This window comes from Pantoea sp. XAF26B01_ASV70, assembly GCF_054512635.1.
This window is the reverse complement of the sequence record NZ_CM137251.1, coordinates 1,595,002-1,621,007: the sequence shown is the minus strand read 5'-3', so window position 1 is coordinate 1,621,007 and position 26,006 is coordinate 1,595,002. Positions and strand designations below refer to the sequence as shown.

The following is a 26,006-nucleotide window of genomic DNA, read 5'->3' as shown; positions in this document are numbered from 1 at the left end:
GTCAGCAAAAAACGCTCTAATAAAACTGGATGCAAAAAAATAACCGGCGCGGTTAGCGTCGGTTATCATCTGATTTTGCAGGCCGAGTATTCTGCCCTAACCCGTGGCAGGAATACAAGCCATCGGGGCATCTTATGCAAAAAAAAGCGCGTCAGATGACAGGTAAAAAAACCTGTCAGGCATTTTTCAGCATCCAGTCAATCTCGGTAGACGTAATCAGCCGTTCAAACTGCATCAGTTCATGATGCTTACAGCTGTGCCAGACACTGGCAAAGCGTTCGCCCAGTAACTTCTGCAGCGGATAGCTGTTGTCAAACTCATACAGCGCATCGCTCTGGCGAATCGGCAGTGCCAGACCCTCGGCATGGTGACCGTTGCCGGTGACCGGATGGGGCAACGGCAACTGGGTATCCAGCCCATGCAGCATCCCGGCAAGAATAGCCGACACCACCAGGTAGGGATTAGCATCCGCGCCCGCAACCCGGTACTCAATACGATGATTGTCGATATCCCCGCACGGCACCCGCAGCGCAACGGTCCGGTTGTTATGGCCCCACGATGCCTGCAACGGCACATAGGCGTCCGGAACAAAACGGCGATAGGCATTCACATTGGGTGCCAGCAGCGCCATTGAGGCGGGCATCAGATCGATCATCCCGGCCAGCGCCCGTTTCATCAGCGGCGAATCACTGCCGTCATCGCAGGCGAAGGCGTTATGATCGGCGGCATCCAGCATGCTGATATGCACATGCATGCCGCTGCCCGCATACTCCTCATAGGGCTTCGCCATAAACGTGGCGGTCATACCGTGGTTTTCTGCCACCTGACGAATCAGGCGTTTCAGCTGCACCGCATGGTCACAGGCCCGCAGCACGTCGCGGGTATGATGCAGGTTAATTTCAAACTGTCCGGGCGAGGCTTCCGCCAGCGCACCATCGGCCGGGATGCCCTGCTGACGGGCCAGATCGTCGATGTCACGCAGCACATCGGCGAAATGATCGAGGTTATCTACCGAGTAGACCTGGCTCTGCATATTGCGTTCATCACTGCCGGGCGAACACGGCGGCTGGATAAAGCCTTCGGCATCGCGCTTTTTGTCCACCAGATAGAACTCCAGCTCTACCGCTACCACCGGAAACAGACCTCGGTTACGCAGCTGTTGCCACAGCCGGTTAAGGACATTTCGGGGTTCAACGTCAAAGGGAGTGCCATCTTGGTTGCACATGGTTAACAGCAGTTGCGCAATGTGCTGAGGGTCAGACGCGGAGGGAACTAAAGTACCGGTGACGGGCAGGCAGAGATTATCGGGTTCGCCCAGTGACTGGCCGAGTCCCGCTTCTTCTACTGTGTTGCCGAGGATATCCATGGCAAACACCGAGGCGGGGAAATAACACCCTTTTTCCAGCTTAGGCAGCGCAGAGACCGGAATGCGCTTACCGCGGAACACACCATTTAAATCATTTAACAGGATGTCGACATACTGCGTGTCAGGATGGCGCTCCAGCCAGGTTTTCACCTCAAGCTGGAACGCGCTGGTTCGTTTCTCTTCACTGTGAAGCGTGAAGTCTTCCACTTCTACCAGGTTAGTCATGATCTCACCCGCCCCTATTAGGTTTGCGTAATGCTCAAAATAACAGCCACACCACTAACATAGCGCCAACATAAAAAGTGTGCAAATGTAACAAATCTGTTTGAAGAACAAACAGCAGATTGCTAGATTGAAAAAATATTGCACACTTAACCGCCAGACGTGCCCTTTCGGTAGATATTTCGAAAAGCGATGCGAGGACGTGAGATGGGCATTATTTTTGACAAGCCGTTGATTGGCGTAGTGATGTGCCAGAAGGATCTGGGCGGCCATCCGAGCCAGACGGTTCACAATAAGTATACCGATGCGGTTGTCCTTGCGGGTGGCGTACCGCTGGCCCTGCCCCACAGTCTGATGAATGCGCCTCATCTATTAGAAAACGCTATGGCTGTTCTGGATGGCCTGCTGCTGACCGGCAGCCCCAGCAATATCGAACCCTGGCATTATGGCGAGGCGGGCGAAGAGCTGCATGCCGATCCGGGCCGTGACCATCTCGCCTTTCAGCTGATCACCTGGGCCACCAGCCACAAGATGCCGATGTTCGGGATCTGCCGTGGGCTGCAGGAGCTGGTGGTGGCGAATGGCGGCGCGCTATGGCGAGAGCTCAGCGGGCAGCCGTCGTTTCAGCGTCACCATGAAGATGAGACGCTGCCGCTGGAGCAGCAGTATGCTCAGGCGCATCCAATCACTATTGAACCCGACGGCCTGCTGGCGACGCTGCTGGACAGCAACAGTCCGCTGGCGGTCAATTCACTGCATCATCAGGGGGTACGCGAACCGGGCCCGCAGTTGCGCGTTGAAGCGCGCGCGCCGGATGGCCTGATTGAGGCGGTGAGTCTGCGCCATCATCCCTTCGTCCTGGCGGTGCAGTGGCATCCCGAGTGGCAGCCGGAACACACGGCGGGATCGCAGGCGCTCTTCAGCGGCTTTATTCAGGCCGCCATTCGTTATCACAAGGAAAAAGAAAATGAGTGATGCCACGCTGGCGCCGGGACGACGGCTGGCGCAGATCCGGCAGACACTGGGGCTGTCGCAACGCCGTGTCGCCGAACTGGCCGGACTGACCCATAGCGCCATCAGCACCATTGAACAGGATAAGGTCAGCCCGGCGGTCAGCACCCTGCAGAAGCTGCTGAAAGTCTATGGGCTCTCGCTGTCAGAGTTCTTCTCGGAACCCAAACCGGATGCGGAACCGAAGGTCATTGTCCGCGCCAGCGACCTGCTGGAGATTGGCAGTCAGGGGGTTTCGCTGAAGCTTATCGACAATGGCCGTGCACAGCGCACGCTGGGCATGCTGCTGGAAACTTATCAACCGGGTGCCAGCACTGGCGAGAAGCTGCGTCATCCGGGCGAAGAGACCGGCACACTGCTGGAAGGAGAGATTACGCTGGTCATCAACGGAGAGCACTATCATCTCTCCGCCGGAGAGAGCTACGTCATTGATACGGGCTTACCACACAGTTTCACCAACCGTGCTGAAATCCCCTGCCGCATTGTCAGTGCCCATACGCCAGCCAACTTTTAGGCGCTTCAGGAGGTTGTTATGAATTACGTGGAGAGTTATTACGCAGCGACCGCCAATCCGCATGCGCCCTGGCCGACATTACAGGAGAGCATTCAGTGTGACGTCTGCATTATTGGCGGCGGTTTCACCGGTCTTTCGGCGGCGCTGCATCTGACCGAGGTGGGCTATGACGTGGTCGTGCTGGAAGCGGCGCGGGTCGGCTTTGGTGCCAGCGGACGTAACGGCGGTCAGGTGGTGAACTCCTACAGCCGCGACGTGGATGTGATTGAGCAGCGCTACGGTAAAGAGAGCGCCCGCATGCTGGGCAGCATGATGTTTGAAGGCGCTGAGATTATCCGCGATCGCATTAAGCGGTACGCGATTGACTGCGATTACCGGCCTGGCGGCGTTTTTGCGGCCCTGAATGCGCGCCAGATGGCGCATCTGCGAAAACAGAAAGCGTTATGGCAGCAGTATGGGAATCATGATCTGGAACTGCTGGATGAGCGAGCCATCCGACGTGAAGTCGCCACCGAACGCTACGTTGGCGGGCTGCTGGATCGGCGCGGCGGCCATCTGCATCCGCTGAACCTGGCGCTGGGTGAAGCGGAGGCGATCCGTCGACATGGCGGACGCATCTATGAACAGTCCGCGGCGACCAGTGTGGTTTATGGCACACCAAACCGGGTGAAAACCGCCCAGGGCGAGGTCAGCGCGACCTTTGTGATCTTCGCCGGGAATGCCTATCTAGCCCCGCAGCTGGAACCGCGACTGAGCAGGAAAAGCATGCCGTGCGGATCACAGATTGTAGCAACCGAACCGCTGTCACCCGACCAGGCGTTGTCGCTGATGCCGAACAACTACTGTGTGGAAGATTGTAACTATCTGCTGGATTACTTCCGTCTGACGGCGGACAACCGGCTGCTCTATGGCGGCGGCGTGGTTTATGGCGCACGGGAACCGGCCGATATTGAAGCGTTGATCCGGCCCAAGCTGCGCCGCACTTTCCCGCAGTTGCAGAACGTGAAGCTGGACTTCAGCTGGAGCGGCAATTTCCTCCTGACGCTGTCGCGCATGCCGCAGTTTGGCCGACTGGAGAAGAATGTCTATTTTATGCAGGGTGACAGCGGTCATGGCGTAACCAGTACGCATCTTTCCGGCAAGCTGATCAGCGAAGTGTTACGCGGCGACGCCGAGCGTTTTGATGCCTTCGCCCGCCTGCCTCACCTGCCGTTTCCCGGTGGGCGACGATTTAAGGTGCCGCTAACGGCGATGGGCGCGGTGTGGTATGCGTTGAGGGATCGGTTAGGGGTGTGAGGCTGAGGGCCAGACCTGGCTGTCTGGCCTGATGAAAACAGGTCTTTCAGCAGGGCACATTCTGCCCTGTAGTTTAAACTGCTTTAGTATGTTGTAACTATGAAAAGAGCAGAACCCTTATATATCAGAGCGGGAGCAATCAGCCCCCGCAACAGCGCCAGCCGCGTATCACTCCAGCGGCATTTTAATCGGGTCGTCATAGCGGTACTCAAAACCGAGCTCGCTACAGATGCGGGAACCATCAATCAGCTTGCCGCTATTCTTTTCCGCCTCGGGTGCGAACTGCGGCGGCTGCAGCCCAAGCTGGTGCGTGACCGCAGGATAGAAGGTGTCACGCGAGGGATGTTTCGAGGCACACAGATTGTAGACCCGGCCCCCTTTGGGCGACTGCAGTAGCAGCGTGATCGCCTCAACCACATCATCCAGATGCACCAGATTCACGCCCTGCGAGCCATTGGCCACATCCTGCTTGCCGGCGAGGAAGCGTCCCGGATGGCGCTTTGGTCCTACCAGACCGGCCAGCCGCACAATATCTACGCTGGTGCCTGGCAGATCGTGCAGCCAGTTCTCCAGTTTAACCAGCGTCTTTCCGGCCACCGTTTCTGCGTCCAGCGGGCTGTTTTCCCGCTTAGCGCCGGCGCTACTGCCATAGACTGAGGTGGAACTGGTAAAGATAATGCGCGGTACCTTATAAACCAGCGCGGTATCGACCACATTCTGCACCGCCTGCAGATAGGCTTCGCCCCCTTCCGCAGTGCGGCTGGCGGGCAGTGTAACGATCAGCGCATCGACGTTGAATAGCGGCTCAATATCGGCGGCATCACAGAGCAGTTCTGGCGTCAGTTCCAGCTGGAACGCCTCAATGCCGCAGCGGCGTGCCGCGTCTATACCGTCTGGCGTGGTTTTGCTGCCGGTGACCTGCCAGCCTCGCGCCGTTAACGCCGTGGCCAGCGGCATGCCTAACCAGCCCAGTCCCACAATCGCGACCTTCTTCATTTTGACTCCTGACGTGAAACATCAACCCTGACTTCACCGTAGTTTGCCCCCGGATTGCAAACCAGAACAACCTGTTTCAGCGCTTTCCGAACCGCCCGTTTAAAAAAGTGTTGCCAAGCGCAGCCATCTTCGCTAGGTTAAACCCCACAAATGAATACTCATTCATCGACGAGATTATTATGACACGCGTTCAGTTCAACCATCATCACCACCATCATCCTGACTAGTCTTTCAGGCGATTGGTGCTGGAAGACTTTCAAGATCTTCCAGTGGTGTGAACGCAAGAGAACCCCCGGAAGATCGTCTTCCGGGGGTTTTTTTATGGGCTGACGTAACCACACATTCAGGACCGAATTAAGAGGACAGGAACCATGTTAGATAACACCCGTTTACGCATAGCTATGCAGAAATCTGGCCGTTTAAGTGATGATTCACGCGAACTGCTGGCGCGCTGCGGCGTTAAAATCAACCTTCAGCAACAGCGCCTGATTGCGTTTGCGGAGAACATGCCGATCGACATCCTGCGCGTGCGCGATGACGATATTCCTGGCCTGGTGATGGATGGTGTGGTCGATTTAGGCATCATCGGCGAGAACGTGCTGGAAGAAGAGCTGCTGTCGCGCCGTGCCCAGGGTGAAGATCCGCGCTACTTTACGCTGCGCCGCCTCGACTTCGGCGGTTGCCGTCTGTCACTGGCGATGGCGACAGATGCCGAGTACACTGGCCCGGAATGCCTGGATAAATCCCGTATCGCCACCTCCTATCCGCACCTGTTAAAACAATACCTCGACAAAAAAGGCGTCAGCTTTAAGACCTGTTTACTGAACGGTTCCGTAGAAGTGGCGACCCGTGCCGGTCTGGCTGACGCCATCTGCGATCTGGTCTCTACCGGTGCTACGCTGGAAGCCAATGGCCTGCGCGAAGTTGAAGTAATCTATCGTTCAAAAGCGGTGCTGATCCAGCGTGACGGCGAGATGCCTGCCGCGAAGCAGGAGCTGATCGACAAGATGATGACCCGTATTCAGGGCGTGATTAAAGCGCGTGAATCGAAGTACATCATGCTGCACGCGCCGAGTGAGCGCCTGGAAGAAGTAATCAGCCTGCTGCCTGGCGCAGAGCGCCCGACCGTGCTGCCGCTGGCAGGCGATGTCAGCCGCGTGGCGATGCACATGGTCAGCAGCGAAACCCTGTTCTGGGAAACCATGGAAAAACTGAAAGCGCTGGGTGCCAGTTCGATTCTGGTGCTGCCTATTGAGAAGATGATGGAGTAAGCCATGGCCTTTTCTACCCCGATTGAGTGGCAGCAGTGCACCCCCGAACAGCAGCAGGCGCTGCTGTTACGTCCTGCTATCGCCGCCTCTGAAAACGTGACGCTGACGGTGCGCGATGTGCTGGAGCAGGTAAAGCTGAACGGTGATGACGCTCTGCGCCAGTTCAGCGCCCGCTTCGACAAAGCGCAGGTGGATAACCTGCGTGTTACCGCGCAGCAAATCGCAGAAGCCAGCTTACGTCTGAGTGACGAGCTGAAGCAGGCGATGGCCGTCGCGGTGGGCAATATCGAAACCTTCCACAACGCGCAGATCCTGCCGCCGGTGGATGTGGAAACCCAGCCAGGCGTACGCTGCCAGCAGATTACCCGTCCGGTGAAATCGGTCGGACTCTATATTCCTGGTGGTTCCGCCCCGCTCTTCTCCACCGTGCTGATGCTGGCGACCCCGGCCCGTATCGCTGGCTGTGGCCGCGTGGTGCTCTGTTCGCCGCCGCCGATTGCCGATGAGATCCTGTATGCCGCCCAGCTGTGCGGCGTAGAAGAGGTGTTCCAGGTGGGCGGCGCGCAGGCCATCGCCGCGATGGCCTTCGGCACCGAAACCGTGCCACGCGTGGATAAGATTTTTGGCCCGGGCAACGCCTGGGTGACAGAAGCGAAACGTCAGGTAAGTCAGCGACTCGATGGCGCGGCGATTGATATGCCAGCGGGTCCTTCTGAAGTGCTGGTGATTGCGGATGAAGGCGCCACGCCCGCGTTTGTCGCGTCTGATTTGCTTTCACAGGCAGAGCATGGTCCCGACTCGCAGGTGATTCTGCTGACGCCTTCATTAAAGCTGGCCGAGGCGGTCGCGGTCGCGGTTGAGCAGCAGCTGGCGCAGTTGCCGCGGGCTGCCACAGCGCGTCAGGCGCTGGAAAGCAGCCGCCTGATCGTGGCGCGTGACCTTGAGCAGTGTGTCGCGATCTCTAATCTCTACGGCCCGGAGCACCTGATTCTGCAAACGCGCCAGCCGCGCGATCTGGTGGAGTCGATCACCAGCGCCGGTTCGGTATTTTTAGGCGACTGGTCGCCGGAGTCCGCGGGCGATTACGCCTCTGGCACCAATCACGTGTTACCGACCTACGGTTACACCTCGACCTGTTCCAGCCTGGGCCTGGCCGATTTCCAGAAACGCATGACGGTGCAGGAGCTGACGCCGCAGGGCTTCCTGAACCTGGCCGCCACCATTGAAACCCTGGCCGCCGCCGAGCAGCTGGATGCCCATAAGAATGCCGTCACCCTGCGCGTTGCCGCACTGAAGGAGCAAGCATGAGTCAGGATATTGAGCAGCTGGCGCGCGCCAATGTGCGCGCACTGACGCCCTATATGTCGGCGCGTCGTCTGGGTGGCAACGGAGATGTCTGGCTCAATGCCAACGAGTTTCCGCTGCCGGTGCCGTTTGAGCTGTCGCAGCAGACGCTGAACCGCTATCCGGAATGTCAGCCCAAACTGGTGATTGAGCGCTACGCGGCTTATGCAGGCTTAACGCCGGAGCAGGTGCTGGTGAGCCGTGGCGCGGATGAAGCCATCGAGCTGATCATGCGCGCCTTCTGTGAGCCGGGTCAGGATGCGATTCTGTTCTGTCCACCGACCTATGGCATGTACAGCGTCAGCGCCGAAACCATCGGCATTGAATACCGCACCGTCCCGGCCCTGACCGACTGGCAGCTGAACCTGCCTGCCATTGCAGAGCAGCTGGATGGCGTCAAAGTGGTTTACCTCTGCAGCCCGAACAACCCGACCGGCAACCTGATCAATCAGGACGACATCCGTCAGCTGCTGGCAATGACCGCCGGTAAAGCGCTGGTCGTCGCAGATGAAGCCTACATTGAGTTCTGCCCGCAGGCGACCCTGACCGGCTGGCTGAAGGATTATCCGCATCTGGTGATCCTGCGTACGCTTTCTAAAGCCTTTGCGCTGGCTGGCCTGCGTTGCGGCTTTGCGCTGGCGAATAAGCCGGTCATCGACCTGCTGATGAAGGTCATCGCGCCCTACCCGCTGGCCACACCGGTTGCCGATGTCGCCGGTCAGGCACTGAGCGACCAGGGAATTGCGCTGATGCGTGAGCATGTGGCACAGCTGAATGAGAATCGTAGCTGGCTGCAGGTTGAACTGACTCAGCTGGCCTGCGTTGAGCAGGTTTTCTCCAGTGAAACCAACTATGTGCTGGCGCGCTTTACCGATTCACCAAAAGTCTTCAAAACCTTATGGGATCAGGGCATTATCCTGCGTGATCAGAACAAAAATCCGGGCCTGTCGGGATGCCTGCGCATCTCCATCGGCACGCGTGAAGAGTGCGAACGAGTGATCGCCGCGCTGCAAGCCTTTTCTGTGGAGCAAGCATGAGCCAGAAGACCCTTTTTATTGACCGCGACGGTACGTTAATCTCTGAGCCGCCTGAAGATTATCAGGTGGACCGCATGGATAAGCTGGCGTTTGAGCCAGATGTTATCCCGGCGCTGCTGGCGCTGCAGGCCGCTGGTTATCGCCTGGTCATGATCACTAACCAGGATGGTCTTGGCACCCCGGGTTTCCCGCAGGCCGATTTCGATGGTCCGCACAATCTGATGATGCAGATCCTGACCTCGCAGGGCATTGCGTTTGACGATGTGCTGATCTGCCCGCACATGCCGGACGATCACTGCGACTGTCGCAAGCCAAAAACCCGAATGGTGGAAGCCTGGCTGGCCGAAGGCGCGCTGGATACCGCCAACAGCTACGTGATTGGCGATCGCCTGACCGATGTTCAGCTGGCGGAGAACATGGGCATCCAGCCTATCCGCTACGGTGCTGACGGCCAGAACTGGCAGACTATCCAGCAGCGTCTGACCCAGCGTGACCGCCATGCGCTGGTGCAGCGCAACACCAAAGAGACACAGGTGCGGGTAGAACTGTGGCTGGATCGCGAAGGCGGCAGCAAGATTAATACCGGCGTGGGTTTCTTCGACCACATGCTGGACCAGATCGCCGTGCACGGCGGGTTCCGCATGAATATCGAAGTGAAAGGCGATCTCTATATTGACGATCACCACACGGTGGAAGATACCGGTCTGGCACTGGGCGAAGCGCTGCTGAAGGCGCTGGGCGACAAGCGTGGCATTGGCCGTTTCGGCTTTGTGCTGCCGATGGATGAATGTCTGGCGCGCTGCGCGCTGGATATCTCCGGCCGTCCGCACATCGAGTTCAAAGCGGAGTTCAACTATCAGCGCGTGGGCGACCTCAGCACCGAGATGGTCGAGCACTTCTTCAGCTCACTCTCCTACGCCATGATGAGCACCCTGCATCTTAAAACTAAAGGCAAGAATGACCATCACCGCGTCGAGAGCCTGTTTAAAGCCTTTGGCCGTACGCTGCGTCAGGCGATCCGCGTTGAGGGCACTACGCTGCCGAGCTCGAAGGGAGTGCTGTGATGAACGTGGTGATCATGGATACCGGTTGCGCCAACCTGTCGTCGGTGAAATGGGCGATTGAACGTCTGGGCTACACCCCGGAAGTAAGCCGCGATCCCGATGTGGTGCTGCGTGCCGACAAACTGTTTCTGCCCGGCGTCGGCACCGCACAGGCGGCAATGAATCAGCTGGAAGAGCGTGACCTGATCGATCTGGTCAAAGCCTGTACCCAGCCGGTGCTGGGGATCTGCCTGGGTATGCAGCTGCTGGGACGCGGCAGCGATGAAAACGGCGGCGTGCCGACGCTGGGAATTATCGATGAGCCGGTGTCGTTAATGGACACGCACGGCCTGCCGCTGCCACACATGGGCTGGAACCAGATTACCGCGCAGGCGGGCAATCATCTGTTCCGTGGCATCGACGAAGGCTGCTATTTCTACTTCGTCCACAGTTATGCCATGCCGGTCAACGCCAGCACTATCGCCCAGTGTCACTACGGTGAAGCTTTCACCGCCGCGGTGCAGAAAGATAACTTCTTTGGCGTCCAGTTCCACCCGGAACGCTCGGGCAAAGCGGGCGCGCAGCTGCTGAAAAACTTCCTGGAGATGTAATGATTATCCCCGCGTTAGATTTAATTGACGGCAAAGTGGTTCGTCTGCATCAGGGCGATTATGGACAGCAGCGCGATTACGGCAGCGATCCGCTGCCACGTCTGCAGGATTACGTTCGCCAGGGCGCGACCGTGCTGCATCTGGTGGATTTAACCGGCGCGAAAGATCCGGCGAAACGCCAGATCGCGCTATTGAAAACCCTGCTGGATGGCGTTGATGTGACGGTGCAGGTCGGTGGCGGCATTCGCAGCCGTGACGATGTTCATGCGCTGCTTGAAGCCGGAGCGAGTCGTGTGGTGGTTGGTTCCACGGCGGTGAAACAGCCTGAAGAGGTAAAACGGTGGTTTGCGGAATTTGGCGCAGAGGCGATTGTGCTTGCGTTAGATGTGCGCATTGATGCCAGTAACCGCAAAGAAGTGGCAATCAGTGGCTGGCAGGAAGCGGCGGGTGTCACGCTGGAAGAGGTGATTACCGACTTTCAGCAGGTGGGCCTGAAGCACGTGCTGTGCACCGACATTTCTCGCGACGGCACCCTGAGCGGCTCCAATGTTGCGCTCTATCAGGAAGTGACGGCGCGCTTCCCGACGATTGCTTTCCAGTCCTCGGGTGGCATTGGCGACCTCAATGATATCGCCGCCCTGCGCGGCAGCGGCGTTCAGGGCGTGATTGTTGGACGTGCGCTGCTGGAAGATAAATTCACTGTTTCGGAGGCGATCGCATGCTGGCAAAACGGATAATTCCCTGCCTGGACGTACGTGACGGCCAGGTGGTCAAAGGCGTACAGTTTCGCAATCACGAAATCATCGGCGACATCGTGCCGCTGGCGCAGCGCTATGCCGCCGAAGGTGCCGACGAGCTGGTGTTCTATGATATCACCGCCTCATCCGATGGCCGGGTCGTCGACAAAAGCTGGGTCTCCCGGGTTGCGGAAGTAATCGATATCCCGTTCTGCGTCGCGGGCGGCATTAAAACCCCGGAAGACGCAGCGCGCATTCTGGAGTTTGGCGCAGATAAGATTTCGATTAACTCGCCGGCGCTGGCCGACCCCACGCTGATCACCCGCCTCGCGGACCGTTTTGGCGTGCAGTGTATTGTGGTCGGGATCGATACCTGGTTTGATGAAGCCAGCGGTAAATATCAGGTGAATCAGTATACCGGCGACGAAGCGCGCACCCGCGTGACGCAGTGGGAAACGCTGGAGTGGGTGCAGGAAGTGCAGAAGCTGGGCGCAGGCGAGATCGTGCTGAACATGATGAATCAGGATGGCGTGCGTAACGGCTATGACCTGGTGCAGCTGAAGAAAATGCGTGAAGTCTGCAACGTCCCCCTGATCGCCTCTGGCGGCGCAGGCACCATGCAGCACTTCCTGGATGCGTTTACCGAAGCTAACGTGGATGGTGCTTTAGCCGCCTCGGTATTCCATAAGCAGATTATTAATATTGGTGAGCTGAAGAGCTTTCTGATCGACAACGGAGTGGAGATTCGCGCGTGCTAACTGAACAACAACTGGCCCTTCTCGACTGGGATAAAACACAGGGCATGATGCCGGTCATTGTCCAGCACTTCGTCTCAGGCGAAGTGCTGATGCATGGCTACATGAACCCGGCCGCGCTGGAGAAAACGCTGGCAGAAAGCAAGGTCACCTTTTTCTCCCGCACCAAAAATCGCTTGTGGACCAAAGGCGAAACCTCCGGCAACTTTTTGCAGGTCGTGAGCATCACGCCTGACTGCGACAATGACACCCTGTTAGTGCTGGCGGATCCTATTGGCCCGACCTGCCATCTGGGCACCACCAGCTGCTTCTCACCGGCGGTCCCTGAGTGGACGTTCCTCTATCAGCTTGAGCAGTTGCTGGCTTCGCGCAAAACCGCCGATCCTGAAAGCTCCTACACCGCACGACTCTACGCCAGCGGCACCAAACGCATCGCGCAGAAAGTGGGTGAAGAAGGCGTTGAAACCGCACTGGCCGCCACGGTCAACGATCGGGATGAACTCACCAACGAAGCGTCTGACCTGGTCTATCACCTGATGGTGCTGTTGCAGGATCAGGATCTCGACTTCCGCGCCGTGATCAACAACCTGCGTGACCGCCATAAGTAACTGTGCAATATGCTGCTCAGAATTTCGTTTTTTATGCGGATTCTGAGCAGTCTTCTGCTCATTCCTCACGTCCATCCGACACAATGACGGCAACTCAAACCTCAGGGAGAGAACCGTGACCACCCATGAGAAATTAATCGCCCTGCTCGACCAGCACCAGGCACGCTATCGCCTGATGGAGCATGAGGCGACCGGTAAATGTGAAGCGGTCGCGGCGATACGCGGCACCGAAATCGGCCAGGGTGCTAAAGCGCTGGTCTGTCATGTGAAAGGCAACGGCGTTAAACAGCATGAACTGGCGGTTTTACCTGCCGATCATCAGGCCGATCTGGGCAAAGTCGCGGCCGCGGTCGGAGGAAGACGCGCCTCACTCGCCAGTCCGGCGGAAACCGATCTGCTGACCGGCTGCATATTCGGGGCGATTCCGCCGTTCAGCTTTCATCCCGACCTCAGACTGGTTGTTGACCCCGCGCTGTTTGAACGTTATCCGGAGATCGCCTTTAACGCCGGTCTGCTGGAACGTTCAGTGATCCTGAATACCGAAGATTATCGCGCGTTATGCGCGGCTGACGTGGTGAAGATTACGCAGTAATTGCCATCCCGGCAGCCCGGCGATACTCTGCATAATCACTCATCACGACAGAATAAGAGCAAAATCATGAACATTTTCACTCAATGCCTGCGTCAGACGCTGGCTGTGGCGGTTATGGCAGGCTGCGCTTTTGGCGCGCAGGCGAAGATCGAACAGGTGCGTTTCGCGGTCGATCCGACCTATCCGCCCTTCGAATCGAAAACGCCACAGGGCAAGCTGGTCGGCTTTGATATTGATCTGGGCAATGCGCTTTGTACCCAGATGCAGGCAAAATGTGTCTGGGTTGAAAGCCAGTTTGACGGCATGATCCCGGCCCTTAAAGCACGTAAATTTGATGCCATTCTGTCCGACATGGGCATTACCGAAGAACGCCTGAAGCAGATTGATTTCACCGCGCCGCTCTATGACACCCACACCCAGCTGATTGCCCGTAAAGGTGCTGGCATACTGCCCACCGTTGAATCCCTGAAAGGAAAAACGGTCGGCGTAGAACAGGGAACGGTTCAGGAGCGCTATGCGCTGGCGAAATGGCAGCCTCACGGTGTGATCGTAGTGCCTTATGGCGATCAGGCACAGGTTGAAAGCGATCTGGTTTCAGGCCGACTGGATGCGGTATTCACTGATGCGGCACAGGCGGCCATCGGCTTCCTGAAGCATCCGCAGGGCAAAGATTTTGAACTGGCTGGCCCGATTATACAGGATCCGATCATCGGCCCCGGCACGGCGATTGGCCTGCGTAAAGGCGATACCGAGCTGAAAACCGCACTGGATAACGCCTTCGTCGAAATCAAAAAGAATGGCACCTTTGACCAGATTCAGAAGCGCTACTTCGCCACGGATATCTCTATCCAGCCTTAACCTCGCGGTCGCCCTTTTTCATCCTCACCGCGATCCGGCACTATACTCTAACTATTTCGGGACGGCGCGCTGTCGTCCTTTGCCGATTAAAGGACATTAACACGGTATGCATCAACAACATCATCCACTGTTAAGCGCCTCTTTAGGCACCCAGCGTGAAATCATCAGTTTCCATTTCGCGGAAGACAACGAGCGTCAGGTCTACATTCAGGCTGCGCTGCATGGCGACGAACTGCCCGGTATGGCAGTGGCGTGGTTTTTAAAGCAGCGACTACAGGCGCTGGAGTCCGCCGGTCAACTTAAAGCCGCCGTTACCCTGGTGCCGGTTGCCAATCCCCTGGCGCTGGGACAGCACTGGCATGGCACCCATCTGGGCCGATTCCATACACTCTCTGGCCAGGACTTCAACCGCCGTTTCCCGTCACTGGGCGCAACCCTGGCGGCCGGGCTGGCTGAGAGTCTGACCCAGAGTGAAACGCAGAATAAGAGCCTGATCCGCGAGGCGATTGATCGCCACTATCGCGATACCGTGCCAAAAACCGAGCTGGATGCGCAACGCCACACGCTGATGCGGATGGCCAGTCAGGCCGATCTGATGATTGATCTGCACTGTGACTGGGAAGCCGTGCCACATCTGTACACCACGCCGCACGCCTGGCCGGACATTGAACCGCTGGCGCGCTGGTTAGGCAGCGAGGTGCAGCTGCTGGCGCAGATCTCTGGCGGTGAGCCGTTTGATGAAGCCTGTTGCGAACCCTGGCTGACGCTGGCGGAACGGTTTGGCAAAGATTACCCGATGCCACGGGGATTGCTGCCGGTGACGCTGGAGTTGCGTGGCGTGCGTGATGTGTCGCCTGAACAGGCAGAGAAAGACGCGGAGGCGATTATCTCAGCGCTGCAGGAAGGGGGTTATATCGGCTACAGCGAGCCTGCGATTTCCGTGGAAGTGGCTGCGCCCGTGATTGGTGGCGACGAACTGGTCCCGGCGAGCGCGGGCGGAGACGATATCGTGGCTATCAATGACGGCCCGATTGGTTTAAACGTGCCAGATATCGCTGAAGCACCTGGAGAAGCTGGCGTCATCAAAGAGCGTCACAGCGAAGGATCGGCGGCGGCCTCCCCTGCCCTGAAAAATCCACCTACGCCGTTAGCGGGCTGTGAATATATTCATTCGCCGGTATCCGGACTGATCCTGCATCGTAAACCGCTGGGCGCAAAGATTCGGCCGGGAGAAGTGGTGGCGGAGATTGTTGACCCGATAACTGACCAGATTACGCCGCTGGTGACGGAACATGGCGGTATTCTCTATGCGAGACACTGGGCTAAGTTTGCGACGGCAGGCATGCTGGTTGTGAGGCTGGCAGGTGAGCGAGAGATTCGGAGCGGGGATTTGCTGGTAGGATAAAAAAAGGGCTTCCCGAGGGAAGCCCTTTTTAGTGATTAATCTAACCACTCGGTGTGGAACACACCGTCTTTATCAATGCGCTTGTAGGTATGCGCACCGAAGTAGTCACGCTGCGCCTGAATCAGGTTAGCAGGCAGCACTTCTGAACGGTAGCTGTCGTAGTAAGCGATCGCCGCAGAGAAGGTTGGCGTCGGGATACCGTTCTGAATCGCGTAGGAAACCACATCACGCAGCGCCTGCTGATACTGATCGGCGATATCTTTGAAGTACGGAGCCAGCAACAGGTTAGCGATGCCTGCATCTTCTGCGTATGCATCAGTAATCTTCTGCAGGAACTGGGCACGGATGATGCAGCCAGCGCGGAAAATCTTCGCGATTTCACCGTAGTGCAGATCCCAGTTGTTCTCTTCTGACGCGGCACGCAGCTGTGAGAAGCCCTGAGCATAAGAAACGATTTTACCCAGATACAGAGCGCGACGAACTTTCTCGATGAACTCCGCTTTGTCACCGGTGAAGGCCTTCGCCTGTGGACCGCTCAGTACTTTAGAGGCTGCCACACGCTGGGTTTTCAGCGAGGAGAGGTAACGAGCGAATACAGATTCAGTGATCAGTGACAGAGGTTCGCCGAGATCCAGTGAGCTCTGGCTGGTCCATTTACCGGTGCCTTTATTCGCTGCTTCATCCAGAATCACATCAACCAGGTATTTACCTTCTTCGTCTTTCTTGGTGAAGATATCTTTGGTGATGTCGATCAGGTAGCTGCTCAGTTCGCCGTTGTTCCACTCAGTGAAGGTCTCAGCCAGCTCTTCGTTGTTCAGACCCAGCGCGCCTTTCAGCAGAGCATAGGCTTCAGCGATCAGCTGCATGTCGCCATACTCGATGCCGTTGTGAACCATCTTCACGTAGTGACCCGCGCCGTCCGGACCGATGTAAGCCACACAGGCTTCACCATCTTCTGCACGTGCAGCAATTTTATCCAGAATAGGAGCAACCAGCTCGTAGGCTTCTTTCTGACCGCCAGGCATGATAGATGGGCCTTTCAGTGCGCCCTCTTCACCACCGGAGACACCGGTACCGATGAAGTTGAAGCCCTGGTCAGAAAGCTCTTTGTTACGACGGATAGTATCTTTATAGAAGGTGTTACCGCCATCGATCAGGATGTCGCCTTTATCCAGGTGTGGAGTCAGGGAGGCGATTGTCTTATCGGTCGCTTCACCCGCCTGAACCATCAGCAGGATACGACGAGGTTTTTCCAGCGATTCGACAAACTCTTCAACGGTGTAAAAAGGAGCAAGTTTCTTGCCCTGGTTCTCGGCGATGACTTCATCAGTCTTTTCGCGTGAACGGTTAAAGATAGAAACAGTGTAACCGCGGCTCTCAATGTTAAGAGCCAAATTGCGGCCCATCACTGCCATACCTACAACGCCGATCTGTTGCTTGGACATTACATACTCCTGTCTGTGGTCTCGCATGGTGTTACTCGTAACACCACTTTGTAAGTGATCAGTATGTTAACTCAGGATGGCGGATTAAAGGTAATGAATGGTGCGGTCGCGCAGATGAAATTATCTGAAAATAAATCACACATTTAACAAGGATTTATAAAGCTTTGTATAGCTTTGAATCATTCTATCTGCTGTGAAAAGGGATTCAAAGCGTGCCAGCGCAGCCGCACCATAGGTCATTGCCAGCTCGGGGTTCTGCCAGATTTCATCCATCGCCCGTCGTAATGCTGCGGGATCGGATGGAGGGACGACTAATCCAGTGACCCTATCAATATTAATAAAGGTTGTTCCCGTTCCGATCTCGCTGGAGATTAGTGGTTTTGAATAGAGAGCACCTTCCAGTAAAGAGATACCGAATGCTTCTGAACGTAAATGAGACGGGAAAACCAGACAGGTACATAACTGTAGCAAGGCAGATTTTTCGCTGTCTTCCAGCGCACCCAGGAAATGGATATTGTTCACGCCTAACTGCTGCGCCTGCGATTTCAGCTCAGCCTCAATAGGTCCTGCACCAACCACAACGATTGGATAATGGCTGTTCTTTGCCGCCTCGATTAAGATATGCAGGCCTTTGTAATAGCGAAACGTTCCAATAAAGAGAAAGAAGCCATCCGGAAATCTTGCCTGCCATTTTTGCAGAACGGCAGGATCGTTATTTTGATAAAACTGTTTATCAAGACCGTAAGGAATAACTTCAACTTTATCTTTGAACTGCTGCAGGACCGGGCTACTTTCAACATAGTTTGGCGACGCGGCAACGATGCGGTCTACACTGGAGAGAAAGCGGTTCATCAATGGAGTGTAGAGCTTTAACAGCACCTTCTGTTTAACAATATCAGAATGATAACTCACTACTGATGGCTTTTTGATGCCAGCGGCAAAATGCATAAAGTCCATAAAGGGATACGGGAAGTGGTAATGGATGATATCCGCCTTCTGAGCCAGTTCCCTGAACTCTTTTATCGCTGAATAAGAGAATGGCGTGGAAGCAAACTCACACTGCGTTTTTACCCGATGAATCTGATGATTATCCAGCGTGTTTTGTTTGTTTTCAAATTGGGGACTATGAGTAAAAACAACAGACTCAATACCTGATTTAAAACCACCTTCTGCGAGCTGATAAATAACCTGCTCGATGCCGCCAAAAGTATCAGGGTAGTAGGTTTTGTAACAGTGTAGAACTTTAATCATATATATCTTGCGACCTGCTCATAAGCTTCAATGGTTTTATCCGCACACAGTGACCATGAAAATTCGCGGGCACGCGCTAATCCCGTATCAATCATACGGCGCTTTTCATCAGCGTTTTCAATCATCATCTGGATGTAATTTGTCAAAGCATGAACGTCCTGAGGTTCATGCATTAATGCTGCATCTCCAGCGACTTCCGGAAGTGATGTTGCATTTGAGCAGATCACGGGCGTTCCTGATGCCATCGCTTCAAGAACCGGCAAGCCGAAACCTTCATAGATTGAAGGGAAAACAAAGCTCGTTGCAGCACTGAATAAAAACGGCAGATCTTTACCGGGTACAAAACCTAAATATTTTAGCCACCCTTCTCTCTCGCCCTTGTCAAAGAGTTTAAAGAGTTGCTCATTTTCCCAACCCTTATAACCACTAATGACTAACGGGAAAGCAGATTTTTCCTGAGCGGGCAGACGATCATACGCCTGAAGCAATGTCAGGATATTCTTTCTTGGTTCAATCGTGCCGGTATACAGAAAGAAACGTCGCCACTTAAGATTGTATTTTTCAAGAACATGTTGTGTTTCTGCTTCATCCCGGGGATGAAAATGTTCATTACAGGCCAGAGGAGCTACGGCAATCTTATGATCTTCAATACCAAAGAAATCAATTAACTCATTCTTTGTGTAATAAGAGTCAGTAATCAACATCGATGCACGCGAAACGGTATTTCTTAACTCTTTTTGCATCAGGTGAACACGTCCAGCCGGATGAAATTGAGGCCAATGGAATACTGACAGGTCATGAAAGGTGGCAACACAATGTTTCACGCGAGGAGGTAGATAATAGTTTGGACTATGAAATATATGATTCTTAAAATGCCTCAGCGCCATCATTTTCATTACCGGGAAAGTCAGGCGGTATATTTCACTTACTGTTTTGCTTCTTTGTAACTTACGCTTTATAGATTGAACCGATTGAGCAGACTCACTCGCGACTGCTAGTGAGTCGCGAGTCTTAGTGCCATGAAGAAACGTCAGCGCGACGTTATCTCTTTCCTGAAGCTGTTTAGCAAGCTCAAACGCATAACGGCCAATACCGGTTAAAGGATATTTAATACAGTCCGTAGAATAAACGACGTCTATTGCTTTGCTTCCAGCATCCATTTCAGGGTATCTCTAAGAGGGATTTTAGACGAAGTCTCACCGACTAAGCTACTGAGCAAAGTGATATCGCCACAAAGTTCTTTAATTTCATTAGGCCGCATAAAATCAGGATTAACTTCAATCTTAATATCATGGCCTGTCAGGGATTGACAGAGATCAACGACTTCCCTCAATGAATGCATTTTACCTGAAGCGACATTGACAGTCTGACCAGATGAGCGGGAATGCAGTAACGCGGAATAGCTTTTAACGACGTCACGCACGTCGGAAAAATCACGCCATACATCTATGTTGCCCAGCTCAATGACATCTTTTCTCTCACGAAAATGTTTGACGATTTTCGGGATCAGGAAATTTTCTGCCTGACCGGCGCCGGTGTAATTGAATGGCCGGGTAATAATAATCGGCAATTTTTCATAAAACAGACTGGTCATATACTCCATTGCCAGCTTGCTTACCGCATAGTCATTTGCAGGTCTGGCAGGAACTGACTCTGCTAATTTTCCCGGTGTGTTATTACCGTAAACATTAGCACTGCTGGCGATCAAAACTGCATCCGGCATTTTTGCTGATTCGCTAAGAGCCTGTAATAGATTACGCGTACCGCAAAGGTTTACACTATAGAACGCATTCGGGTCGGCATGACCAACAAAAGCGATGGCTGCAAGATGAACAACGACGTCAGGCTGAATACTGTCCACAGCATTTTTTACCTGTGCTGCATTCGTAAGATCAACCTGAAAATAGCGTGAGGAATTCTGGGCGGGAGTTGAACCGAAACCATAAACTTCATATCCGGCAGCGGATAAATCCGCTGCCATATATTGGCCGGTAAAGCCCTTGATCCCAGTGATCAATGCTTTTTTGCCATTAGTCATATCAGAAGGAGAACCCTTGTTTATTGCGGCGCAGATCTTCTTCTACCATCATCGCGCACAATTCTTCGAGCGTAGTTTTTGGTTCCCAGCCCAGAATGTCTTTCGCGCGCTGTGGATTACCAATCAGTAATTCTACTTCAGCAGGACGATAGAACTTAGGATTGACCTTAACCACCACTTTATTAGTGGCTACATCGATTGCAACTTCCTGGTCATCTTTGCCTTCGAAGCGCAATTCAATGCCAGCAGCTTTGAACGCCATTGAAACGAAGTCACGGACTGTTTCAGTGCGGTTGGTTGCCAGGACAAATGTATCTGGCTCATCAGCCTGCAGCATACGCCACATGCCTTCAACATATTCCTTAGCAAAGCCCCAGTCACGCTTGGCGTCCATGTTACCTAACTCAAGCACATCCAGCTTACCGAGCTTAATTTTGGCTACAGAATCGGTGATCTTACGGGTCACAAACTCCTGTCCACGCAGTGGTGATTCATGGTTAAACAGAATGCCGCTTGATGCGAAGATGTTGTAGCTCTCACGGTAGTTAATTGTCATCCAGTGGGCATACAACTTTGCAACGCCATACGGGCTACGTGGATAGAAAGGCGTATCTTCTTTCTGCGGAATAGCCTGTACTTTACCAAACATCTCTGAAGTAGACGCCTGATAGAAACGAATTTTAGGGTTAACGATGCGAATAGCTTCTAACAGGTTTACCGGACCAATACCTGTAATTTCAGCTGTGGTCAGCGGCTGGTCAAAAGAAACACCTACAAAGCTCTGAGCCGCAAGGTTGTAGACTTCGGTCGCTTTGCTTTCCTGAAGTAAACGAATGCTTGATGACAGGTCAGTCAGGTCATATTCGACAAGGTGAAGATTAGGATTGCTTTTAATTCCTAACTCTTCGATGCGCCAGAAGTTTACTGAACTTGTACGACGATAGGTGCCAAAAACTTTGTAGCCTTTATCGAGCAACAATTCGGCTAAATATGCGCCATCCTGACCAGTGATGCCTGTAATAACTGCAGATTTCATAAAATAGTACCTTAAACCAGGGTGTTATAGAGATCGATAGATTCTTTAGCGGAGTTGTACGATGACAGTTCTCTGACTCGTAGCAATGCACCTTCGCTAAGTTTAGCTACTACACTGTCATCGTTGTTTAACAACGCGATTTTATCAGCAAGTGCCTGTGAGTTACCATCTTCAAAAAGCAACCCACAATAGTTATTAATAACAACTTCAGGAATCGCGCCTGAGTTGCTTGCGATAACGGGCTTACCATGTACAAACGCTTCAAGGGGCACTAAACCGAAAGATTCGTATCTTGATGGGAAAATTACGACATCACTTAATGCATAAATTTTCTCACGATCAAAATCATTAACTTCTCCGAGATACACGATATTGTCATGATCCTTAAAGCGATCTTTCAAAATACTTCTGATATCGATTGAAGAGCTTCCGGCTATTATAAAACATGCATTGTTATTATTAAGATGCTCCAGATTGAATTTCTCAATTGCGTCTAATAATACATCAATACCTTTTCTTAATTCCAGCCGGCCTAAAAACAGGAATTTTTTCTTGTTCTTTATTTTCTCATCACTCAAATCAGGGAAGTTTTCTAACTTCGCATAACCCTGAGATACCTCATAATAAGGCCAGTAGGCTATCCCAGCATGGATCTTGTGATATTTAACACTTTCAGACGGTGAGTATTTTTCAATGAATGTTTTCTTGATTGATTCGCTTATAGGGATAACAGCATTAGCATTGTTAACAATTTCCGTTTCGAAGAACGATAAATAGTCAACATCTTCAGTCTTCATATTCCAGGCATTTTTTTCATTAGCTACCTTCAGTGGCGTAACTAATCTAACCACTAAAGGAATATCGAGATTTTTATTAATCAGGCTAAATGAATAGACTTCAGAATCCCAAAGACATGAATCAACAACCGAGATGGGATGAATCTCGTTGAGACTATCAATCTCTACTGCCACTCTTGTAGACCAACTAACAATAGCGTTAGCAATGTTTGAATCATCAATATAAACGTGATTGATAGATTGTTTTTCGAGTGCTATTAGTTTAAATCGGCCTCGCTCTAAAACATTTTCCTCATCGCTTTCAATAATCACACTTACAAAGTGGCCAGCCAGTAGCAGTTCGCTCACCAAATGATAATAAAGCGTGCCTATCCCGCCAGAACGGGTAAATGGTGGGAACTCTTTACTGACTACAACTATGTGAAGTCGTTTGTAATCTGTTGCCTGAGATTTAAAAGGAAGAAATTCGTCAGGTTTTAAGCCTTCGTAGCTCAAAAGTTTTGGTGAATTATTAGCTGCACTCAACCCAGCATCAAAACCTCGCCAAATTTCGGCCAGATATTTATCACACTCTTCTTTACTAATTTCTTTCTTATTAAAACCACTTTGTATGTAGTCGACTCTCTCGCGCTTAACAATAGATTCCAGTTCTTCAATCAAAAAACTCCGACTTGCTTTAGAATACGTCAGCGCAAAATAAACAGTATTTTTTACTATAGAATACCAGTTGTAGCCATATTTATTGGTTCTGTTTTCACTTTGCGCGAATTCATGTCTGAGATATGCATCTGCGCAGTGGTTTATAGAGAAACCATTTTTAATCAATCTAAAACAGAGATCAGTTTCGTCCAGAAAGTAGTCGTATTCTTCGTCAAATCCACCACACTCAATTAAATAATCACGTCTGAAAACAGAGTTAGTACCAAGAAGCGTTCTGTTGTATTCAGGATCATTTTTAATATTATCGTTAGGATCTACGATTCCACTACCAAAATGATCGACAAATATATCCCTGGCCTGAAAGTTTAGTGTCCCGGCGTAATAAGTCGGACCGCCCGCACCTGCAACGAATGAGTGCGTACTGTTAAAGTAATTTACCAGGTTTTCAAACCAGTCAAAAAACGGTATGGCATCATCATCAATAAAAGCGACAAGATCACCTGAAGCAGCTTTAATACCTATATTTCTAGATATAGACAAGTTTTTAACTGGATTGTCGAATACTTTAATCAGATGAGACCATTTTTTTAAAACATCTGAAGTGTTATCGGTAGATGGCCCATTAACAACAATAACCTCGAAATTGTTACTATAGCTTTTTTCAAGGTAATCCAGGCATCTGTCTAAATGGTCTCCTCGATTGAGAGTACAAATAACAACAGAAACTGTTTTAAATTGATCTTTATCAGGTAGAATCGTTGACAGGAAACTATCTGCATATCCTTTCCAGGAACTATAGTTATTTTTAGTCAGGACATCATTTTGATAATCTATTAAATTTTTCCGGTAAATATTATCGTTTAGCGATTTAGTTAATAATCCTTCCAGTTCAATAGAGTCGTTAAATATACCGGGAGAGCCTGATAGTGTCTCATACACAGCCGCCTTATTTAAGGCCAGTACAGGTAATTGATATTGCGATGCTTCAAGCAACGGTACACCAAATCCTTCATGTTCACTAAAAGAAATAAAACAGGAAGCATTTTTATAATACTCATCTAATTCTTCTTCAGATACAGAACCAGTAAGTATCACTTCATTTTTTAAGCCCAGGTCATTAATAAGCTGGACAACTTTCTTGTAGTAGGCCGATGATGTATCGTATTTACCAACTAAGAAAAGTTTATTAACTGAATTTTTCTTCCTGTATTGAGAAAAAAATTCAACTAACTTGTGCTGACATTTGTTTTCACAAATCCTGCCAACAAATAGAAGATTTTTTTCAACCTCATCAACCGTTCTAAGTTTATCAAGCTTACGATCATCAATGATGATAGGAAGTTTTAGTGTTCTGCTCTCTTTAAACCCAAGATTAATTATCTCCTGAATGTTATAAAAGCTATCACCTGTTACAAAACTAAACTTATCAATTATTGAACTTAACTGGTCTCTACCTTTTTTACAGAGCTCATAAAGAAATGAATTCTTCTCAAAAAAATAGTGTGGCGTAATATTATGATAATGTAGTACTTTGAATCCCTTTGAGGAAACAACTTTCTCAGCGCAATATTCAGAATAAGCAGAGAAATGAAAGAGTATAATATCATCATCAGTTGTCTGTAAATGATCGATGAACTTTATCAATGACTCTCTTTCAGGATGAAAATGCCGTGCATAAATTTCTGATTTCAAACCATATGCGCTTTTAACATACTCATCAATATTGACGACATGATTCGAACATGCATCATACATATCCAGAGATTCGATTACCTGGATAAAACGTCCCGAGAAATGTTCGTACATATTCAGCCTCTGACCTTAATATAAATTTTTCTTGCAAGATCGAAAAGAGTTTTGTTTCTACGCAATATTTTTACTGCGGCATATTTAAAACTGCCTTTAACCCTGACTTTTGATTTCGGATGAAGAGCCAGAAGGTTAATAAATATAAAAGGACTTGCCCTGAATCTATCTATGAATGAATAGCCCTCAATATTTTCAGGTGAGACTTTGGTGATCAAAACAACAATAATTTTTCGATAATCATCTTTGCATAAAGTAATCAATTCATTAATTTCAAACTGAGTGGTCTTAAAAAGAAACCTCAACTCTTTAGGCAAAATATTAATGCCCGTTCTTTCGGTTTGTCTTCTTTCTGAACGAGCATCTTCGATTGTCTCTAAAATGCTTTTGTTTGCGGAGACAATTTTTTCTTTGTTCATATAAACTCCATTATTTAATTGCGAGAACTTCCATTTCTCTGCAGAGGCCATTCTTTCTGTTGTCTTCTACTAACGTTACAGTAGTAAATCCTGCATCAGTAAGCATCTTTTTTAACGAGTCGACTGAGAACATGATGTAATGGAAGTCACCTTCATAATCTTGTGCTCCATAAGTGACTTTCCGCAGATCGTCAAAACTCATGGTGCCACTGACGTAATCCTTAATCATACTATCTGCGTCAGGTGTTACTAATTTTAGTACTCCGCCAGTTTTGAGCTTCTTGTACCAGTGTGGGAAAATAACTCTGGTCAGTTCTAATTCAGTAAAATGCTCAATCAGATGTGCAGCATAAATTTCTTCCAATGCTTCATCATCAAATACTAAATCGCTCGCGCTACAGATGACATCAACTCCAGGTAACTCCCTGGCATCAACATTTATATAACCCTCAGGTTGAACGTGACCGCAACCGATATTGATCTTTCTCCAGCCGAGGTTATCGAATTTATCTGAGGATATTATCTTTGTTTCAATTTCTTTTTTGTTATCTCTGTCTGTTAGCGTACCTGTTTTCAGACGTAACTCGAACATAAATTCTTCGCGCACAAATTCAAGTCTGTCCTGAAGATTGTGCACAAGCTGCTCAATAACAGCGCTCTTATCATCAGCCTGATCAACCTCTACCGGAATTAACTGGCTCTTTTCTTCATTTACTGCATCAAACTTATCGTCAATAGATGCTATTTTATGATTTAAATTTTCAACTTTAGCATCTACAGATAGCACTTTTTCATCAAGGCTCGTCACCTTGTTTTCTAATCTACTGATGACATCAATAATATTATTAAATTTATTCTTGAATTCACTGATAATATTCAACATAATTT

The 26,006-nt window shown here is 51.3% G+C and carries 25 protein-coding genes and 1 other annotated feature; of the genes, 15 read left to right on the top strand and 10 right to left on the bottom strand.

Going from position 1 to position 26,006, the window contains the following annotated elements; translation table 11 throughout:
• Positions 1–175: 175 nt before the first annotated feature.
• Positions 176–1,591 (bottom strand): glutamine synthetase family protein, encoded by a 1,416-nt coding sequence (locus ACX8ZY_RS07570; protein WP_010670953.1) that lies wholly within the window; start codon positions 1,589–1,591, stop codon positions 176–178.
• Between the two features lie 204 nt (positions 1,592–1,795).
• On the opposite strand from ACX8ZY_RS07570, the gene puuD reads away from it, so the two are divergent.
• Genes puuD through ACX8ZY_RS07555 form a run of 3 tightly spaced genes read left to right on the top strand, consistent with a single transcriptional unit; the run spans position 1,796 to position 4,409 of the window.
• The gene (gene puuD / locus ACX8ZY_RS07565; RefSeq protein WP_331842664.1) at positions 1,796–2,563 is read left to right on the top strand and encodes a gamma-glutamyl-gamma-aminobutyrate hydrolase; all 768 of its coding nucleotides are present in this window, start codon (positions 1,796–1,798) and stop codon (positions 2,561–2,563) included.
• Positions 2,556–3,113, top strand: coding sequence for an HTH-type transcriptional regulator PuuR (gene puuR, locus ACX8ZY_RS07560; RefSeq protein ID WP_010670955.1), 558 nt, complete (start codon positions 2,556–2,558; stop codon positions 3,111–3,113). The genes puuD and puuR overlap by 8 nt, the downstream gene beginning before the upstream one ends.
• Positions 3,114–3,131: 18 nt before the next feature.
• Entirely contained in the window at positions 3,132–4,409 is a 1,278-nt protein-coding gene (locus tag ACX8ZY_RS07555) for an NAD(P)/FAD-dependent oxidoreductase (protein WP_010670956.1), read from the top strand.
• Positions 4,410–4,577: 168 nt separating this feature from the next.
• On the opposite strand, the gene ACX8ZY_RS07550 is transcribed toward ACX8ZY_RS07555, so the two are convergent.
• Positions 4,578–5,405: an SDR family oxidoreductase gene (locus ACX8ZY_RS07550; protein WP_062758004.1), complete on the bottom strand. Its 828-nt coding sequence runs from the start codon at positions 5,403–5,405 to the stop codon at positions 4,578–4,580.
• Between the two features lie 179 nt (positions 5,406–5,584).
• Between ACX8ZY_RS07550 and hisL the strand changes: the two genes are divergently transcribed.
• From hisL to ACX8ZY_RS07490, 12 genes are all read left to right on the top strand, one after another.
• Positions 5,585–5,632 carry a his operon leader peptide gene (gene hisL, locus ACX8ZY_RS07545; RefSeq protein ID WP_100396937.1) on the top strand — a complete coding sequence of 16 codons (48 nt, stop codon included), beginning with the start codon at positions 5,585–5,587 and terminating at the stop codon, positions 5,630–5,632.
• Positions 5,608–5,728: a sequence feature (His leader region), on the top strand. Its footprint overlaps the gene before it by 25 nt.
• A gap of 48 nt (positions 5,729–5,776) precedes the next feature.
• Positions 5,777–6,676 (top strand): ATP phosphoribosyltransferase, encoded by a 900-nt coding sequence (gene hisG, locus ACX8ZY_RS07540; RefSeq protein ID WP_004571317.1) that lies wholly within the window; start codon positions 5,777–5,779, stop codon positions 6,674–6,676.
• Positions 6,677–6,679: 3 nt separating this feature from the next.
• Positions 6,680–7,984, top strand: coding sequence for a histidinol dehydrogenase (hisD, locus tag ACX8ZY_RS07535; protein WP_010670959.1), 1,305 nt, complete (start codon positions 6,680–6,682; stop codon positions 7,982–7,984).
• Positions 7,981–9,057 carry a histidinol-phosphate transaminase gene (hisC, locus tag ACX8ZY_RS07530; protein WP_158149181.1) on the top strand — a complete coding sequence of 359 codons (1,077 nt, stop codon included), beginning with the start codon at positions 7,981–7,983 and terminating at the stop codon, positions 9,055–9,057. Before hisD ends, hisC begins: the two co-directional genes overlap by 4 nt.
• Positions 9,054–10,121: a bifunctional histidinol-phosphatase/imidazoleglycerol-phosphate dehydratase HisB gene (gene hisB / locus ACX8ZY_RS07525; RefSeq protein WP_158149180.1), complete on the top strand. Its 1,068-nt coding sequence runs from the start codon at positions 9,054–9,056 to the stop codon at positions 10,119–10,121. Before hisC ends, hisB begins: the two co-directional genes overlap by 4 nt.
• Complete coding sequence (gene hisH / locus ACX8ZY_RS07520) at positions 10,121–10,711, top strand: imidazole glycerol phosphate synthase subunit HisH (RefSeq protein ID WP_008926061.1); 591 nt, start codon at positions 10,121–10,123, stop codon at positions 10,709–10,711. Before hisB ends, hisH begins: the two co-directional genes overlap by 1 nt.
• Positions 10,711–11,448: a 1-(5-phosphoribosyl)-5-[(5-phosphoribosylamino)methylideneamino]imidazole-4-carboxamide isomerase gene (gene hisA / locus ACX8ZY_RS07515; protein ID WP_031591331.1), complete on the top strand. Its 738-nt coding sequence runs from the start codon at positions 10,711–10,713 to the stop codon at positions 11,446–11,448. Before hisH ends, hisA begins: the two co-directional genes overlap by 1 nt.
• Complete coding sequence (gene hisF / locus ACX8ZY_RS07510; RefSeq protein WP_010670962.1) at positions 11,430–12,206, top strand: imidazole glycerol phosphate synthase subunit HisF; 777 nt, start codon at positions 11,430–11,432, stop codon at positions 12,204–12,206. The genes hisA and hisF overlap by 19 nt, the downstream gene beginning before the upstream one ends.
• Positions 12,200–12,811, top strand: coding sequence for a bifunctional phosphoribosyl-AMP cyclohydrolase/phosphoribosyl-ATP diphosphatase HisIE (gene hisIE / locus ACX8ZY_RS07505; protein ID WP_033778806.1), 612 nt, complete (start codon positions 12,200–12,202; stop codon positions 12,809–12,811). Before hisF ends, hisIE begins: the two co-directional genes overlap by 7 nt.
• A gap of 115 nt (positions 12,812–12,926) precedes the next feature.
• Entirely contained in the window at positions 12,927–13,403 is a 477-nt protein-coding gene (locus ACX8ZY_RS07500; RefSeq protein ID WP_421665317.1) for a YbaK/prolyl-tRNA synthetase associated domain-containing protein, read from the top strand.
• A 66-nt stretch (positions 13,404–13,469) separates the two neighbouring features.
• Positions 13,470–14,261, top strand: a complete 792-nt coding sequence (locus tag ACX8ZY_RS07495; RefSeq protein ID WP_158131565.1) for an ABC transporter substrate-binding protein — start codon at positions 13,470–13,472, stop codon at positions 14,259–14,261.
• 106 nt (positions 14,262–14,367) lie between these two features.
• Entirely contained in the window at positions 14,368–15,666 is a 1,299-nt protein-coding gene (locus ACX8ZY_RS07490) for a succinylglutamate desuccinylase/aspartoacylase family protein (protein ID WP_158131564.1), read from the top strand.
• Between the two features lie 35 nt (positions 15,667–15,701).
• On the opposite strand, the gene gndA is transcribed toward ACX8ZY_RS07490, so the two are convergent.
• The 8 genes from gndA to ACX8ZY_RS07450 form a co-directional block, all read right to left on the bottom strand.
• On the bottom strand, positions 15,702–17,111 hold the full coding sequence (gndA, locus tag ACX8ZY_RS07485) for an NADP-dependent phosphogluconate dehydrogenase (protein WP_010248093.1): 1,410 nt from the start codon (positions 17,109–17,111) through the stop codon (positions 15,702–15,704).
• Between the two features lie 135 nt (positions 17,112–17,246).
• Entirely contained in the window at positions 17,247–18,362 is a 1,116-nt protein-coding gene (locus ACX8ZY_RS07480; protein ID WP_158131563.1) for a glycosyltransferase family 4 protein, read from the bottom strand.
• Entirely contained in the window at positions 18,359–19,522 is a 1,164-nt protein-coding gene (locus tag ACX8ZY_RS07475; protein ID WP_158131562.1) for a glycosyltransferase family 4 protein, read from the bottom strand. The genes ACX8ZY_RS07480 and ACX8ZY_RS07475 overlap by 4 nt, the downstream gene beginning before the upstream one ends.
• Positions 19,498–20,400: a GDP-mannose 4,6-dehydratase gene (locus ACX8ZY_RS07470; RefSeq protein ID WP_033778799.1), complete on the bottom strand. Its 903-nt coding sequence runs from the start codon at positions 20,398–20,400 to the stop codon at positions 19,498–19,500. Before ACX8ZY_RS07470 ends, ACX8ZY_RS07475 begins: the two co-directional genes overlap by 25 nt.
• A gap of 1 nt (position 20,401) precedes the next feature.
• Complete coding sequence (gene gmd, locus ACX8ZY_RS07465) at positions 20,402–21,436, bottom strand: GDP-mannose 4,6-dehydratase (protein ID WP_033778797.1); 1,035 nt, start codon at positions 21,434–21,436, stop codon at positions 20,402–20,404.
• A gap of 11 nt (positions 21,437–21,447) precedes the next feature.
• Positions 21,448–24,699, bottom strand: a complete 3,252-nt coding sequence (locus ACX8ZY_RS07460) for a glycosyltransferase (RefSeq protein ID WP_158131561.1) — start codon at positions 24,697–24,699, stop codon at positions 21,448–21,450.
• A 2-nt stretch (positions 24,700–24,701) separates the two neighbouring features.
• Positions 24,702–25,118: a hypothetical protein gene (locus ACX8ZY_RS07455; protein WP_033778793.1), complete on the bottom strand. Its 417-nt coding sequence runs from the start codon at positions 25,116–25,118 to the stop codon at positions 24,702–24,704.
• A gap of 10 nt (positions 25,119–25,128) precedes the next feature.
• On the bottom strand, positions 25,129–26,001 hold the full coding sequence (locus tag ACX8ZY_RS07450) for a class I SAM-dependent methyltransferase (RefSeq protein WP_033778791.1): 873 nt from the start codon (positions 25,999–26,001) through the stop codon (positions 25,129–25,131).
• Positions 26,002–26,006: the final 5 nt, after the last annotated feature.